Source organism: Streptomyces yamdrokensis (assembly GCF_053890455.1).
Genome location: NZ_CM132679.1, coordinates 5,269,881 through 5,284,939 on the forward strand (window position 1 = coordinate 5,269,881; position 15,059 = coordinate 5,284,939).

The 15,059-nt window shown below is 72.7% G+C and carries 12 protein-coding genes; 7 read left to right on the top strand and 5 right to left on the bottom strand.

Going from position 1 to position 15,059, the window contains the following annotated elements; all coding sequences use genetic code 11:
• Positions 1–185 precede the first annotated feature (185 nt).
• The 3 genes from ACWZEH_RS23610 to ACWZEH_RS23620 all read right to left on the bottom strand — a co-directional run bounded on the left by ACWZEH_RS23610 (position 186) and on the right by ACWZEH_RS23620 (position 2,872).
• On the bottom strand, positions 186–1,298 hold the full coding sequence (locus ACWZEH_RS23610; RefSeq protein ID WP_456193109.1) for a HAMP domain-containing sensor histidine kinase: 1,113 nt from the start codon (positions 1,296–1,298) through the stop codon (positions 186–188).
• Positions 1,295–2,035 carry a response regulator transcription factor gene (locus tag ACWZEH_RS23615; RefSeq protein WP_109378072.1) on the bottom strand — a complete coding sequence of 247 codons (741 nt, stop codon included), beginning with the start codon at positions 2,033–2,035 and terminating at the stop codon, positions 1,295–1,297. Before ACWZEH_RS23615 ends, ACWZEH_RS23610 begins: the two co-directional genes overlap by 4 nt.
• Before the next feature lie 123 nt (positions 2,036–2,158).
• A complete protein-coding gene (locus tag ACWZEH_RS23620; protein WP_456193110.1) occupies positions 2,159–2,872 on the bottom strand; it encodes a spermine/spermidine synthase domain-containing protein in 714 nt (237 codons plus the stop codon).
• A gap of 247 nt (positions 2,873–3,119) precedes the next feature.
• On the opposite strand from ACWZEH_RS23620, the gene lon reads away from it, so the two are divergent.
• A complete protein-coding gene (gene lon, locus ACWZEH_RS23625) occupies positions 3,120–5,573 on the top strand; it encodes an endopeptidase La (protein ID WP_456193111.1) in 2,454 nt (817 codons plus the stop codon).
• Positions 5,574–5,786: 213 nt separating this feature from the next.
• Positions 5,787–6,281, top strand: coding sequence for a MarR family winged helix-turn-helix transcriptional regulator (locus tag ACWZEH_RS23630; protein ID WP_456193112.1), 495 nt, complete (start codon positions 5,787–5,789; stop codon positions 6,279–6,281).
• 35 nt (positions 6,282–6,316) lie between these two features.
• Here the strand turns inward: ACWZEH_RS23630 and ACWZEH_RS23635 are convergent, their stop codons facing one another.
• Positions 6,317–7,102, bottom strand: a complete 786-nt coding sequence (locus ACWZEH_RS23635) for a protein phosphatase 2C domain-containing protein (RefSeq protein ID WP_456193113.1) — start codon at positions 7,100–7,102, stop codon at positions 6,317–6,319.
• Positions 7,103–7,520: 418 nt separating this feature from the next.
• Here ACWZEH_RS23635 and ACWZEH_RS23640 point away from each other — a divergent pair, with 418 nt between their 5' ends.
• From ACWZEH_RS23640 to ACWZEH_RS23660, 5 genes are read left to right on the top strand one after another with little or no spacing between them, the layout of a single operon-like run.
• Complete coding sequence (locus tag ACWZEH_RS23640) at positions 7,521–10,895, top strand: sensor histidine kinase (RefSeq protein WP_456193114.1); 3,375 nt, start codon at positions 7,521–7,523, stop codon at positions 10,893–10,895.
• Positions 10,892–11,446, top strand: a complete 555-nt coding sequence (locus ACWZEH_RS23645; RefSeq protein ID WP_456193115.1) for a roadblock/LC7 domain-containing protein — start codon at positions 10,892–10,894, stop codon at positions 11,444–11,446. Before ACWZEH_RS23640 ends, ACWZEH_RS23645 begins: the two co-directional genes overlap by 4 nt.
• Positions 11,443–11,865, top strand: a complete 423-nt coding sequence (locus ACWZEH_RS23650; RefSeq protein WP_456193116.1) for a DUF742 domain-containing protein — start codon at positions 11,443–11,445, stop codon at positions 11,863–11,865. Before ACWZEH_RS23645 ends, ACWZEH_RS23650 begins: the two co-directional genes overlap by 4 nt.
• Positions 11,846–12,484: a GTP-binding protein gene (locus ACWZEH_RS23655; RefSeq protein ID WP_456193117.1), complete on the top strand. Its 639-nt coding sequence runs from the start codon at positions 11,846–11,848 to the stop codon at positions 12,482–12,484. Before ACWZEH_RS23650 ends, ACWZEH_RS23655 begins: the two co-directional genes overlap by 20 nt.
• A gap of 54 nt (positions 12,485–12,538) precedes the next feature.
• Positions 12,539–13,801, top strand: a complete 1,263-nt coding sequence (locus tag ACWZEH_RS23660) for a styrene monooxygenase/indole monooxygenase family protein (RefSeq protein ID WP_456193118.1) — start codon at positions 12,539–12,541, stop codon at positions 13,799–13,801.
• On the opposite strand, the gene ACWZEH_RS23665 is transcribed toward ACWZEH_RS23660, so the two are convergent.
• Positions 13,765–15,039, bottom strand: a complete 1,275-nt coding sequence (locus tag ACWZEH_RS23665; protein WP_456193119.1) for a C40 family peptidase — start codon at positions 15,037–15,039, stop codon at positions 13,765–13,767. The genes ACWZEH_RS23660 and ACWZEH_RS23665 overlap by 37 nt on opposite strands.
• Positions 15,040–15,059 lie beyond the last annotated feature (20 nt).

Consider the following 15,059-nt stretch of genomic DNA (forward strand, 5'->3'; position numbering starts at 1 on the left):
TCACATCTCGGAGGGTGTTTCGGTGCAGGAAATGGCGGGAAACAAGCGTGGTTCCGCGCTGTCGGGGCGCGTCGGGTACGGGTCGGCCGCGACCCGGCGCGCTCGCCGCACGGGCCTGTGCCTGATCACACGTGTCCGTCAGCGCGAACGTACGTGGATCTTGTGGCTCCGCTCGGCACCCTACGTCAACCTGACGAGGGAGAGGCTCCCGGAAGGGTGATGAGAATGCGGCAGCCCCGCTCGGATTCGGCCACCCCGATGCGTCCGCCGTGGAGATCGACGGCCCAGCGGGCGATCGCCAGGCCGAGACCGGTGCCCCCGTCGCTGCCCGGACCGTGCGGCAGATTGACGCTGCCGCGGTTGAACCGTTCGAAGACACGGTGCCACTCGGTCCGCGGAATGCCGGGCCCCTCGTCCAGGATCTCCAGCTGGAGCGAGTCGGGCTGCGGTCCGGGCCGCGCCTTGACCGTCACCCGGCCGTGCGGCGGGCTGTGCTTGACCGCGTTGTCGATGAGGTTGGCGACGACCTGGTGGATGCGCTCCGGGTCGAGGTGCGCGGTGAGCTCCGGGGGCGAGACGTCGAGACTCAGGTGGACGTCCTTGCGCGTGTGGCCGCCGGATCCGGTGGTCATGCCCGCGCGAGCGGAGGCGACCATGTTGGCCTCCTTGAGCACGCCGGACAGATACGGCCACACCTCGAACCGCTGCCGTCGCAGCGGGACGACCCCGTTGTCCAGACGGGACAGGTCCAGGAGCGTCTCCACGAGACGTCCCAGCCGCTCGGTCTGCTTCAGCGCCGTGCGCATGGTCTCGGGGTCGGCCTCGGTGACGCCGTCGACGATGTTCTCCAGCACCGCGCGCAGACCCGCGATGGGGGTGCGCAGCTCGTGCGAGACGTTGGCCACCAGCTCCTTGCGCTGATGGTCCTGGGCCTCCAGCTCGTCGGCCATGACGTTGATGGTCCGGGCCAGGTCGCCCAGCTCGTCCCAGCGGTTCTCGCGCACCCGGCGGGTGTAGTCGCCGTGCGAGATGGACCGGGCCACCGCGTTCATGTCGTCCAGCGGCGCGGTGAGGGAGTGCGCCACGAACTGCGTGATGAGCAGGGTGGCGATCATCGAGAAGACCGTGATGAAGCGCAGCTCCGTCTTGGTGTGCACCGCGATCATCGACAGCCCGGTGGTGATCAGCACCGAGATGACGACCAGCGCACCCAGCTTGGTCTTGATGGAGAACGGGCGGACACCGCCCCAGGGACCGGGATCCCCGGAGCCTCTCCGTGCGGCCGGCCCGTCGCTCATGGCGTCGGCGTCTCCAGGGCGTAGCCCACGCCGTGCACGGTACGGATGCGCTCGGCGCCGATCTTCCGGCGCAGCGCCTTGATGTGGCTGTCGACGGTCCGGGTGCCGGAGGCGTCCGCCCAGTCCCAGACCTCGGCCAGCAGCTGCTCACGGGAGAGCACCGCGCGGGGCGTGTTCGCCAGGCACACCAGGAGGTCGAACTCGGTGGGCGTCAGATGGACGTCCTCGCTGCGCACCCGCACCCTGCGCTGCGCGTGGTCGATCTCCAGTTCGCCCAGGCGCAGGATGCCGCTGCGCGGGGTGGTGGCCGCCAGGGCCGCCCGCTCCATGCGGCGCAGCAGCACATGCACGCGTGCCGCCAGTTCCCGCATGGAGAACGGCTTGGTCATGTAGTCGTCGGCGCCGACGCCCAGCCCGACCAGCATGTCGGTCTCGTCGTCGCGCGCGGTCAGCATCATCACCGGCACCGGCCGCTGGGCCTGCACGCGCCGGCAGACCTCCAGACCGTCGAAGCCGGGCAGCATGATGTCGAGGATCAGCAGGTCGGGCTGCCAGGCCTCCGCCGTGTCGACGGCGGACGGGCCGTCACCCGCCGTCTGCACCAGGAATCCCTCGGCGCGAAGGCGGGTCGCGATGGCGTCCACGATCGTCGCATCGTCCTCGACCACCAGGACCCGGCGCTGAGCACCCGGGGTGGTCGCCGCCGTGCCGTTGTGGGAGGTGTGTGTCTGCTCCATCGCCCGCCCCTGAAGTGTGCTTCCCGGAATCCGTGGGGTGAATCCGTCTCTGCGCATGACTGCGATTGACGCTTGAATGATCGGCGTCAGTGCAGCAGCGTACGGGGAGTCACCGCGGCTTTGCTATCCAGGGCGGACGCCGAGGTGCACGACGTCAGGTACGCCCCGGGCAACGGGGATCTCTTCGGTACGCACCTGCCTGAACCCGGCATTCCGCAAGGTTCCTTCGAAATTCGCCGACGGCTGCGCGGACCACACCGCGAGCACTCCGTCCGGTCTCAGCACTCTTGCGCAATGCGTGAGTCCGGTGGGGGAGTAGAGCCCCCCGTTGTCCTCGGTGACGGTCCAGTCGGGGCCGTTGTCGATGTCGAGGCACAGCGCGTCGAACGTGTCGGACGTCTCATGGACGTACGCCACCAGATCGGCCTCGACGATCTCCGTGCGCGGGTCGGCGAGGGCGCTCGCGGAGAGCCCGGCCAGGGGGCCCGCGCGGTGCCAGTCGATGACGGCGGGTTCGCGCTCCACCACCGTGATGCGGCCCCAGCGGGGCGCGGCGGCGGCGTGCGCGAGTGAGAAGCCGACGCCGAGTCCGCCGATGAGGACGTGCGGGTCCTGTCGCGGACCGTGCCCCGCGCGGGTGTCGGCGGCGTCGAGCGCGGCCAGGGCCGCGTCGACCAGCCGGCGCTCCGAGCGGCCGTCGGAGGTGTCCATCAGGAAGCACCCGTTCGCGATGATCTGCAGCAGGCTCCCGTGCCGGCGGAGCACCACCTCCCCGTACGGACCCTCGCGGCGGTCCAGGACTTCGGGGACTTCGGGAATGTCGTAGGGGGTGGACATGCGTTCATCCTGACAGTCCTCCCCGTTCGGCGGAGCGCCTCCCGCCGTTTCGCGTCGTCCGAGGCGGATCCGGGCGGTCCCGGACGCGCCCGAGCGGCCCCGGGCGGCACCAAGTGGCTCCGGCCGACCCGCCCCGGGCCGGTGGGTGATCGCTGAGAGCGAACGTGAGGGAGCGCAGTCCGGGAACAATCGGGGGCTCACAAGCATTGAGTCGGCATAACTCAACTTGACTGCCGAAGGGGAGATCATGGCTGCTGAGTCCACACCGCTCGCCCTGCCTGTGCTGCCGCTCGACGACGAGGTCGTGCTGCCCGGAATGGTGGTCCCGCTGGACCTGAGCGATTCCGAGGTGCGCGCCGCGGTGGAGGCCGCCCAGGCCGCCGCCACGTCGGAGACCGGAAAGCCCAGGGTCCTGCTGGTGCCACGCATCGACGGGACCTACGCCGCCACCGGCGTCCTGGGCACGGTCGAGCAGGTCGGCAGGCTGGCCGACGGCGATCCGGGCGCCCTGATCCGGGGCCGGGACCGGGTGCGGATCGGCGCCGGGACGACCGGGCCGGGCGCCGCGCTGTGGGTGGAGGGCACCCGGATCGACGAGACCGTACCGGAGCCTTCCCCGAGTTCTCAGCTCCGTTCGAACAGGGGAGACCCCTATCCCGGCCAGGTGGCCGAGCTGGTCACCGAGTACAAGGCGCTCGCCACCGCCTGGCTGCGCAAGCGCGGCGCCTGGCAGGTCGTCGACCGGGTCCAGGCCATCGACGACGTCTCCGCCCTCGCCGACAACTCCGGATACTCGCCGTTCCTGACCACCGAGCAGAAGGTGGCCCTGCTGGAGGCCGTCGATCCGGTGGCCCGGCTGAAGCTCGCCACCCAGCAGCTGCGCGACCACCTCGCCGAGCAGGACGTCGCCGAGTCCATCGCCAAGGACGTCCAGGACGGCGTCGACAAGCAGCAGCGTGAGTTCCTGCTGCGCCGCCAGCTGGAAGCCGTGCGCAAGGAACTGCGCGAGCTGAACGGCGAACAGGACGGTGAGGAGTCCGACGACTACCGCAGCCGCGTGGAGGCCGCCGACCTGCCGGAGAAGGTGCGCGAGGCCGCGCTCAAGGAGGTCGACAAGCTGGAGCGCTCCTCCGACCAGTCGCCCGAGGGATCGTGGATCCGCACCTGGCTCGACACGGTCCTGGAGATGCCGTGGAGCGAGCGGACCGAGGACGCGTACGACATCCAGGGTGCCCGGGGCGTGCTCGACGCCGAGCACGCCGGCCTGACGGACGTGAAGGAGCGCATCACCGAGTACCTGGCGGTGCGCAAGCGGCGTGCCGAGCGCGGGCTCGGCGTCGTCGGAGGCCGCCGCGGCGGTGCCGTACTCGCCCTCGTGGGCCCGCCCGGCGTCGGCAAGACGAGCCTCGGCGAGTCCGTCGCCCACGCGATGGGCCGCAGGTTCGTCCGGGTCGCCCTCGGCGGCGTCCGCGACGAGGCCGAGATCCGCGGCCACCGGCGTACGTACGTCGGCGCGCTGCCCGGCCGGATCGTGCGGGCGATCAAGGAGGCCGGGTCGATGAACCCGGTGGTGCTGCTCGACGAGATCGACAAGGTGGGCTCCGACTTCCGGGGCGACCCGGCCGCCGCCCTCCTCGAAGTGCTGGACCCGGCGCAGAACCACACCTTCCGCGACCACTACCTGGAGGTCGAGCTGGACCTCTCGGACGTCGTCTTCCTCGCCACCGCCAACGTCCTGGAGGCCGTCCCGGAGGCGCTGGCGGACCGGATGGACATCGTCCGCCTGGACGGCTACACCGAGGACGAGAAGGTCGTCATCGCACGCGACCACCTGCTCCCGCGCCAGCTGGAGCGAGCCGGGCTCGCCACCGACGAGGTCGCCCTCGACGACGGCGCGCTGCGCAAGCTGGCCGGTGAGTACACGCGCGAGGCGGGGGTGCGCACCCTGGAGCGGTCCATCGCGCGGCTGCTGCGCAAGGTCGCGGCCCAGCACGAACTGGGCGAGCGGGAGCTGCCGGTCACCGTCACGGACGGTGACCTGCGCGGACTGCTCGGCCGGCCGCACCACGTGCCCGAGTCCGCCCAGGACCCGGCCGAGCGCCGCACCGCCGTCCCCGGTGTCGCCACCGGACTCGCGGTGACCGGCGCCGGCGGCGACGTCCTCTACGTGGAGGCGTCCCTGGCCGACCCGGAGACGGGCGCCGCCGGACTGACCCTGACCGGACAGCTGGGCGACGTGATGAAGGAGTCGGCGCAGATCGCGCTGAGTTTCCTGCGCTCCCACGGCGCCGAACTGGAGCTTTTGGTCGGTGACCTGAAGGATCGGGGCGTGCACATCCACTTCCCGGCGGGTGCGGTGCCCAAGGACGGCCCCAGTGCCGGTGTCACGATGACCACCGCCCTGGCCTCGCTGCTGTCCGGGCGCCTGGTCCGTACGGACGTGGCCATGACCGGAGAGGTCTCGCTGACCGGGCGGGTGCTGCCGATCGGCGGGGTGAAGCAGAAGCTGCTCGCGGCGCGCCGGGCGGGGATCACCACCGTGATCATCCCCAAGCGCAACGAGCCCGACCTGGACGACGTCCCCGCCGAGGTGCTGGACGGGCTCGACGTCCACGCCGTGACCGACGTCCGCCAGGTCCTGGAACTGGCGCTCTCGCCGGCGACGAACGGCGCGGCGCCAAAGGTGCCGGTGGCGGTGTGACGGCGTCACCGCAGGGGCGGCGGCCCGGGTCCCGTGAGGGAGGTCCGGGCCGCCGCCGCGCGGCAGTGCGAACGACGAGGCCGTGATCGCCGGCCGCCGGGCCGGTCGCGGTGTGCGGCCGCGTCCCACGTCTGCGAAATACTTGCGGAGCCCCAGCGGCGTCGCCACGGGGCGAAAACAGGGACGACAGGGAAGACCGAGGCAGGGACCGACGTGCACGAAGGCGGAAACGGCGATGGCGGGGACACCTCGCTCCAGGCGCCCGACAGCGGTGCCGGCCAGCCCGGATTCCTCGCCCTGGAAAGGGAGTTGACCGTGCTGCTGCGCCGCGCCAGGGCCAGCCAGGGTGAGATGTCCCGAGCGGTCCACCCGGACCTGGAGCCGTCCGCGTACGGGCTGCTCGTGCGGCTGGACGAGTGCGGCAAGCAGCGGGCCACCGAACTCGCCGCCTTCATCGGCGTCGGCAAGGCGACCATGTCGCGCCAGCTGCACGCCCTGGAGGAACTCGGACTCGTCACCCGCGAACCGGACCCCGCCGACGGCCGTGCCTGGCTGGTCGCCCTCACCCCGGAGGGCCGGAGCCGGATGAGCAGGGTCCGCGAGGCCCGTCGGGAGCGCTACGCCCGCGGCCTCGCCGACTGGGACCCGGGCGAGGTCACGGAACTCGCCCGGCTGCTGCACCAGCTGAACCGGGGGATGGAGAAGTAGCGGGGGCTTCGGCCGGCACCCGGAACCCGCGGGGTTCACAACTCCACGTACACGACCGTCGCGTCGTCGTGCGTCTTGCTCCGGCCGAGCACCACCCGTTCCGTGTCCGCCCGCTCCAGAGCCCGGACACGGTCCACCAGCGCCCGCGCCCCCTCCTTGCGGACGAGGGCGAGACAGCCGGGCCAGTCGCCCTCGCCGAATTTCTCGACCCAGCGGGTCGCCCCGTCCGTCAGTGCGGCCAGGGAGCGCACCCCGGCGCGCGGCAGCGTGCCGGTGACCGCGCGCGCCGCGACCGACGGATCGGCCGCCGCGGTGAAGAAGCCGCCCTCCCTGTTCCGCACGGTGGAGTCCACCAGCGCGTCCGTGGCCAGCGCCGAGCGGGGCAGCCGGGCCAGCCGGTCGTCCAGCAGCGCGGTGACCGTGCCGTCGGGGGACTCGACCAGCAGGGCGGAGTCGGAGAGGACCAGGTAGTCGACCGACTCCGGTGACCAGCGCGCCAGCACCACCGTCGCCTGCGGCGTTCGCGGGTGAGAAAGGTCACAGGTCTCGGCGTGCGCCCCGGCGGTGCGGGACACGGCCCGGGACAGCAGGTCCGCCAGGGGGACATCCGGGAGGGAAACGGTCAGTTCGGCGAGCGCCCCGCCGAGCCGCGCGGTGAACCAGGGGACCGCGTGCCGGCAGCCCGTGCCGTCGCGCGGCGGCGTGACCCCGTCCAGTACGACCAGTGAACCGCCCTGCCCGGAGGCCGGAAGCCCGACGCTCGCGAAGTCCTCGTTGGGGCGGCCCGCGTCACCGGGCTCCGAGACAAGTTCCGTACGCATCCGGTCAGTCTGCACGACGCCTCCACAAGGGTTCCAGGAGACCGTCACCGTTGACCGGATGCCGACAGTCATGCAGGTCAGGCGCCGCATTTGGGTGGGATTGCAGCCCTGTGCAAACGCGTGGCGGCGAATCCTGCCACCGGCCGCCGCAGACGTCCAACCGACGTGCCGTGGAGGGCTGCTGCGGGAGGTCGTGTGACTTGCTCCTCAACTCGACTCCGGGGTTCACTCCTTCGAGTGGCGGGTCAGGTGATGCGCGTGCGGTGCCCGTGGGCACTGGGAGGGTCGGGGAGCGACGGGGGCGTCTCGCTGCCCGAGCGCGACCGGCCGTCCGCCAGGGCGTACGCGCTCGACACGGGCAGGGCGCAGACGCCTGTTGACGGAACGTCACCCCGACCCACGGGTACACGAGTCAGGAATGCGAGCACCGGTGCAGAAGACGCGGCCTCGTCGCACAGGCAAGCAGACGCCCCCCACGGAGGACGCTGAGCAGCAGCCCACCGTCGGCAGGGGCCGCCCCACCCACGTGCGCAACCGGCTCATCGTGGCCGTCGCGGTCGTGGCCGCGGCGATCGCCGCCGCCGGGACACCGTCCCTGCTCACCGCCTCCGGGCAGCTGAGCGACTCACAGAACCTGGTGACCCACGCCGAGCTGACCCAGGACGCCCTCGCCCTCGCGCACTCGCTCGCCGACGAGCGGGACGACGTCACGTCCTACGTCGCGGCCGGCCGCGACGAGGACAAGGCGCCCACCGAGCAGCACAGCACCCGCGTCGACCGGCAGGTCGAGGAACTGCGCGCCGGCACCGGTACCCCCGAGGCGCTGCGCGAGGACCTCGACGCCATCGCGGCTCTGCGCAGGGCCGCGCTCACCGGCAAGAGCAGTCCGCTCGAGGCGCACCGGGCGTACTCCACCGCCATCACCCAGCTGCACCGGCTCGCCGAGCAGCTCGCGGAGGAGACCCCGCCCCGGGCCGGTTCCGGCTCCTACGCGCTCGCCGAGCTGGACACCGCCGTCCAGCAGGCCGCCGCCACCCGAGGACTGCTGCTCGCAGCGCTCAACGTGCCGAGCACCACCCAGACGGCGATCGACCCCGTCACCGGTCTGCCCGCCACGTCCACCTCCACGTCGGACGCCGACGCCGAACGGCGCGACGCGCTGACCGCCGCCGCCCTCCAGGCCCGCCTGCGCTCCGACGCCGCGCTCGCCGGCTTCCGCGAGACGGCCCCCAAGGCCCCCCGCGCCTCGTACGACTCCACGGTCACCGGCCCCGAGGTCGACGCCGCCGAGAAGTACCTCGAGAACCTCACCGACGAGCCGACCCTCTCCGACGAGGAACTCTCCACCGACGCCAAGAAGCTGGCGGCCGCGCTCACCGCCCGCGTTGAGGCGATGCGCGGAGTCGAGTCCGCCCTCTTCGACCAGCGCACCAAGGACCTCGCCCAGCTGCGCGACGACGACGTCACCGCGCTGGAGATCCGCGTCGCCCTCCTCGGTGCCCTCATGCTGCTCACGGTCGGCGTCGCCACCGCCATGGCACGCACCCTCACCCGTCCGCTGTCCGTGCTGCGCCGCGGTTCCGCCCGGCTCGCCGGCGCCGAGGACCCCAGCAGCGAGGAACCGGTCGCGTTCACCGGGCGCAACGACGAGTTCGCCCAGGTCGTCCGCTCCGTCAACGCCCTGCACGCGCACGCCGCGCAGCTCGCCGGGCGGATCACCACGCTGGAGGCCGACCGCAAGCACCTCGTCGCGCAGCGGCAGCGGATGGCCGACGCCCGCGAGGAGCTGCGCACCCAGGTCACCGAGTCCGCCACCCACCTGGAGCAGCTGCGCAGCAGCATCGGCGGCACCTTCGTCAGCCTGGCACTGCGCACCCTCGGTCTGGTCGAACGGCAACTCGGTGTCATCGAGGGCCTGGAGGAGCGCGAGGACGACCCGGACCGCCTGGCCACCCTGTTCAAGCTCGACCACTTCGCCACGGTGATGCGCCGGCACAGCGAGAACCTCCTCGTCCTCGCCGGCACCGAACACGTCCAGCACTCGGCCGGGCCGGTGCCGCTCGTCGACGTCGTACGGGCCGCGGTCAGCGAGATCGAGCGCTACGAGCGGGTGCGCATCGCCGCACTGCCGCCGCACGCGCACATCGCCGGGTTCGCCGCGGACGACCTCAGTCATCTGCTCGCCGAACTCCTGGAGAACGCCACCTCGTTCTGCCCGCCCGACCTGCCCGTCGAGGTCTCCGGCTGGCTCCTCGAGAGCGGCGAGGTCATGCTCTCCGTGCAGGACGAGGGCATCGGCATGACCGGGGAGCGGCTGGAGCGGCTCAACGCCCGCCTGTCCGACTTCGACCCTCGGGCGCCCTACGAGCACGAGGGCGAGGACGGCCTCGGGCTCGGCCTGTACGTCGTCGCCCGGCTCGCCCGGCGGCACGGGGTACGGGTGCAGCTGCGGGAGCAGAAGCAGGGCGGCGTCGCCGCGGTCGTGGTCCTGCCCACGGCCCTGCTGGCCGCCGCCACCCCGGGCGCCGTGCCGGCCTCCGGTCCCGTCACCGACGGTTCACCCCGTGTCGCCCTGCCCGGCGCCGACGCGGAGGCCAACTCCAACGTCCTGCACGGCCGTACGGAGGGCGGCGACCCGCTGGTCGCCCTGGCGGAACAGGCGGTACAGCGGCAGGAACCCGAGGCGGGGGAGCCCGAGGCGGGGGAGCCCGAGGCGGGGGAGCCCGAGGCGGGGGAGCCCGAGGCGGGGGAGCAGCCCGCCCCGCAGGGGCCCGTGACGAAGGAATCCGCCGCTGACGAGCCCGCCGGGAAGCCCGCGCGGGACGGTGTCCCGGAGCGGATGGCCGGTGCGGCGGGCGTGTCCGAGGCGACCGGCGTCGGTGAGTCCGCTGCCGTGCCTACAGGGGAGCGGCCTGCGGAGTCCGCGCGGGACGGTGTCCCGGAGCCGGGGACCCGGGCGGCCGGCGTGTCCGAGGCGGGGGGCGCCGTCGACGGAGCCGGCGAGCCCGCGAAGGCGCCCGCGGGGGAACGGGCCGAGGAGTCCGTGCGGGACGGTGTCCCGGAGCCGGGGGCCCGGGTGGCCGGCGCGTCCGAGGCGACCGACGTCGTCCACGGCACCGGTGAGCCCGTGGACGCGACGCACGAGCGGCCCGTCGAGACCACCATGGAGCTGCTGATCCCGGCTCCCGCACAGCCGGCCGACGACCGGTCCGCACGGCCGGCCGCCGAGACCGCCAAACCTGCCGGGACTTCCGGCGCCGACACCCCGGCCGCCCACCCCGGTCACCCGGTCGACGACGCCCCTGCGGCCGTCGACCTCACGGCCGAACCGGAGGCCGCGGCCGTCCCCACGCCCGCGCTGCCGACCAGGCCCGCGCCCGAGTCGGCGCCCGTGAGCGACTCCGCCCCCGCCTCCGGCGCCGAGCACACGCGTGCGACCGACGGCCCGGCGGCGGAGCGAGCGGTGCGGCAGGAGCAGGAACCGGAGCAGGAACCGGAGCAGGAACCGGAGCAGGGGCCGGAGGCGCCGGAACCGGTCACCGACAAGGGCCTGCCCAAGCGCACACCGAAGATCACCGCACCCGTCGGGGCCCCCCGCCAGCGCACCGGCTCGGTGGACGCCGACGCCCTGCGCCGCCGCCTCGGAGGTTTCCGCCGGGGGGCGGAAGCCGGACGCCGGGACGTCGAGGTGGAGATCGCGGAGGAGACGGGACCGCACCGGCCGCCGTCCACCACGGCCGCCGCCCCATCCGAAGAAGCCACGGGGGGCACTGTCGAGGAGGCAACGAGTTGACCGCGCCGAGTACCTTCGGACCGAGCAGTGAAGCCCGCAACCTGCACTGGCTGCTGACCAATCTCGTCGAGGAGGTCCCCGGCATCCTTTCGGTCGCCGTGGTCTCCTCCGACGGCCTGCTGCTGCTCTCCTCGGACCCCGGTCCCGTGACGGCCCGGACGGACTCGCCCGAGGGCGCCCGCACCGCCGGGGCACCCAGGGTGCGGGCCGGCAAGCGCGCCGGCCCGCGCGGCTCCGCCGCCGATCTGGCCACCATCGTCTCCGGCATCGGCAGCCTCACCATCGGCGCCGCCAAGCTGATGGACTACGGCCCGGTCCGGCACACCATGGTGGCGATGGACGAGGGCAGCCTGTTCGTCATGTCGATCAGCGACGGCTCGCTGCTCGGTGTGCACGGCTCCGCGGACTGCGACATGAGCGTGGTGGCGTACCACATGGCCCTGTTCGTGGGCCGGGCCGGTCATGTACTGACCCCCGAACTCCGCAGCGAGCTGCACCGGTCCATGGAGAACAGGTCCCTGGAGAACGAGTCCCCCGGGAGTCCCCGTTGAGCGGTAAGCCCAGGAAGAGCCTTCCGGTCCGCGGCGGTGACCGCAAACCCGCCAGGGTCCGCCCCTACTCGCTCACCGGCGGCCGTACCCGCTTCGGACATGTGCTCCTCGTCGAGACGTTCGTGGCGAGCACCGCCGAACTGGATGCCGCCGAGGAGCGCAGGGAACTGCCGAAGGGCTCGCTGAAGTCGACGGTGATGCCGGAACTGCGGGCCATCGTCGAACTGTGCCGCCGTATGCGAACGGTGGCCGAGATCTCCGCGCTGCTGAAGATGCCGCTCGGTGTGGTCCGCGTGCTTCTGAGCGACCTCGCGGACCAGGGAAAGATCCGTGTCTACGGAACGGGGACCGGCCACGGCACGGGCCGCCCGGACCGCGCGCTGCTGGAAAGGGTGCTGAGTGGACTCCGCCGTCTCTGACGCCGCTCGAGGCGTCACCTCGCTCGTCGAGGACGACGAGCCGTTGCTGCCCTGGCAGACGGACCGTACCCGCGCCCCGGTCGCCACGAAGATAGTGGTGGCCGGTGGTTTCGGCGTCGGCAAGACCACACTGGTCACCACCGTCTCGGAGATCAGGCCTCTGGAGACCGAGGCGCTGATGACCGAGGCGAGCGCCGGGACCGACGACCTCAGCGCCACGCCGGAGAAGCTCACCACCACCGTGGCCCTGGACTTCGGCCGGATCACGCTCGACGACGACCTGGTGCTCTATGTCTTCGGCACCCCCGGTCAGCAGCGGTTCTGGTTCATGTGGGACGACCTGGTGCGCGGCGCGATCGGCGCGGTCGTCATGGCCGACACCCGCCGGCTGAAGGACTGCTTCCCGGCGCTCGACTACTTCGAGAGCTGCGGACTGCCGTACGTCGTCGCGGTCAACCACTTCGACGAGACCGAGCTGTTCGAGCCGGACGACGTGCGGGAGGCGCTCACCATCCCCGCCCACATACCTGTCATGATCATGGACGCGCGGCGCCGGATCTCGGTCATCGAGACCCTCCTGTCCCTGGTGGGTCACGCGCTCGAGGAAACCCCGGAGTAGTCCCAAAGCCCTTGTTCGGCTGCCCGAAGCCCTCGTCCAACCAGGAGAACCCGTATGCGGAAGATACTCGTCGTCGGAGCCGGCCAGTCCGGTCTCCAGCTCGCCCTCGGCCTCCAGTCGCACGGGTACGAGGTCACCCTGATGTCCAACCGGACCGCGGACGAGATCCGCACCGGACGGGTGATGTCGACGCAGTGCATGTTCCACACGGCCCTGCAGCACGAGCGCGATCTCCAGCTGAACTTCTGGGAGTCCCAGGCCCCGAGGATCCAGGGGCTCGGCGTCTCGGTCGCGGCCCCCGGCTCGCACGACCCGGGTCCGACGCGGCGCGCGATCGACTGGCTGGGCAGGCTCGACGGGTTCGCGCAGTCGGTCGACCAGCGGGTGAAGATGGCGGGCTGGATGGAGACGTTCGCCCAGCGCGGCGGCCAGCTGGTCATCCACGGCGCGGCCGTGGGCGACCTGGACTACTTCTCCCGTACGTACGACCTCGTGCTCGTCTCCGCGGGCAAGGGCGAGCTCGTGCAGATGTTCGGCCGGGACGCCTCGCGCTCCCCGTACGCCCAGCCGCAGCGCGCCCTCGCCGTGGCCTACGTCCACGGGCTCGCCCCGCGTCCGGAGCACCCGGACACGGAGGCCGTCCGCTGCAACCTCGTCCCCGGGGTCGGCGAGATGTTCATCATGCCGACGTTCACCACCTCGGGCCGCGCCGACATCCTGTTCTGGGAAGGCATACCCGGCGGCCCGCTGGACGTCTTCAAGGACGTCAAGAACCCGGCGGAGCACCTCTCCCTGACCCTGGAACTCATGGAGAGGTTCCTCCCCTGGGAGTACGCGCGGGCCACCAAGGTCGAACTGACCGACGCCGGCGGCACCCTCGCCGGCCGTTACGCCCCGACCGTCCGCAACCCCGTCGCCACCCTGCCCGGCGGCGGCAAGGTCCTCGGCGTCGCCGACGTGGTCGTGGCCAACGACCCGATCACCGGCCAGGGCTCCAATTCCGCGTCCAAGTGCGCTGCCTCCTACCTCGCCTCCATCGTCGAGCACGGCGAGGCGCCGTTCGACGAGGCGTGGATGCGAGGGGCCTTCGACCGCTACTGGGACACCGCACAGCACGTCACCAAGTGGACCAACGCCATGCTGGCCCCGCCGCCCGAGCACGTCCTCGACGTCCTCGGTGCCGCCGGCGGCCTCCAGCCCGTCGCCGACCGGTTCGCCAACGGCTTCGACAACCCGGCCGACTTCGAGAACTTCTTCTACGACTCCCAGAAGGCCGGCGCCTACCTGGCGGAGGTCTCGGGAGCCGTGGAGGCGTAGGGCAGGCCCTGGCCCCGGGCCCGGTCCCGGTCCGGCGCGTATCCCTCGTCGGGCCCCTCCGTCGCCCCCTCGGGGAGCTCGGGCGGCACATGGTGCCGCAGGGGCTCCCCGTCCGGGTCGGGGCGTACGGCGCCCAGGACCGGGTTGGCCGCGATCGGGGAGACCTTCACCCGCGCGCCGGGCCGGGGCGCCTGCACCACCATGCCGTCGCCGAGGTAGAGGGCGACGTGTGTGGCGTCGGGGAAGTACACGACGAGGTCACCAGGCCGCAGCTCGTCCAGCGGGACCCGGTCCAGCCGCGCCCACTGCTCCTGGCTGGTCCGGGGCACCCGCGTGCCGGCCGCCCCCCACGCCTCGGAGGTCAGCCCCGAGCAGTCGAACGCCTCCGGGCCCTCGGCGCCCCACTCGTACGGCTTCCCGATCTGCTCCACCGCGTACCGCAGGGCCCGGTCGCCCGCGGCGGAGGGCGTGCGCCCGGTAGCGGGGCCGCCCGGGGCGCCGGGAGCGCCTGGCGTGCCGAGGGCGCCGGACGCCATGAACTCCTTCTGGTTCTCGGCCGCTTCGGTCCGCTCCAGCTCCGCGAGGGCGGCCAACCGACCGGGGGTGAGCGAGGCGAGCAGTTCCTCGACCTCGCCGAGCCGCTCGCGCACCGCGGCGCGTTGCCTCCCGCGCCGCTCGGTGAGGGCGAGCTGGTCGTCGAGCGCCTCGCGGGCCCGCCGGGCGAGTGCGTCGGCCCGCTGCTCGCTGCCGGTCAGCCGGCCCACCGTGTCCGCCCGGTTGCGCGCCAGCCGCCCGATCAGGTGCCCCTGGTCGAGCGCGTGCTGAGGATCGCGGGCCAGCAGCAGCCGTACGTACGGGGAGACGCCGGTGCTGCTCTGGTACTGCTGCCGGGCCAGCCGCCCGGCAGCGCCCCGGCTGTCGTGCAGGGAGAGCCGGGCGGCGGCGAGGGCGCGGTCCAGGCGCCGTGTCTCGGCGCGCTGCTTCGCCAGCCGCTCCTCGGTGGCGTTGTAGGCCTCGGTGGCCTTCCCGGCCTCGCGGTACAGCCGCTGAAGGTCCGTCAGCAGTTCCGCGACGGACCGGTCGCCGGGCTGCGCCCCCCCGGTGGACACCTCGGCCCCCGGGGTCTGTGCCGCGGTACTGTCCGGCGGGTCCGCAGCGGCCGTCGCGGGCACCGGTACGAGAACGGTCCCGGCCGCGACCGCCGCCGTGCACACCAGACGCAGAAGCATTCCTGACACGCCATCACCTCCGACGCGGG

Coding starts and splice junctions, on each gene's coding strand:
- ACWZEH_RS23615 (WP_109378072.1), bottom strand. CDS start 2,035: ATGGAGCAGACACACACCTCCCACAACGGCACGGCGGCGACCACCCCG.
- ACWZEH_RS23635 (WP_456193113.1), bottom strand. CDS start 7,102: ATGCGTACGGAACTTGTCTCGGAGCCCGGTGACGCGGGCCGCCCCAAC.
- ACWZEH_RS23640 (WP_456193114.1), top strand. CDS start 7,521: ATGCGAGCACCGGTGCAGAAGACGCGGCCTCGTCGCACAGGCAAGCAG.
- ACWZEH_RS23660 (WP_456193118.1), top strand. CDS start 12,539: ATGCGGAAGATACTCGTCGTCGGAGCCGGCCAGTCCGGTCTCCAGCTC.
- ACWZEH_RS23620 (WP_456193110.1), bottom strand. CDS start 2,872: ATGTCCACCCCCTACGACATTCCCGAAGTCCCCGAAGTCCTGGACCGC.
- lon (WP_456193111.1), top strand. CDS start 3,120: ATGGCTGCTGAGTCCACACCGCTCGCCCTGCCTGTGCTGCCGCTCGAC.
- ACWZEH_RS23610 (WP_456193109.1), bottom strand. CDS start 1,298: ATGAGCGACGGGCCGGCCGCACGGAGAGGCTCCGGGGATCCCGGTCCC.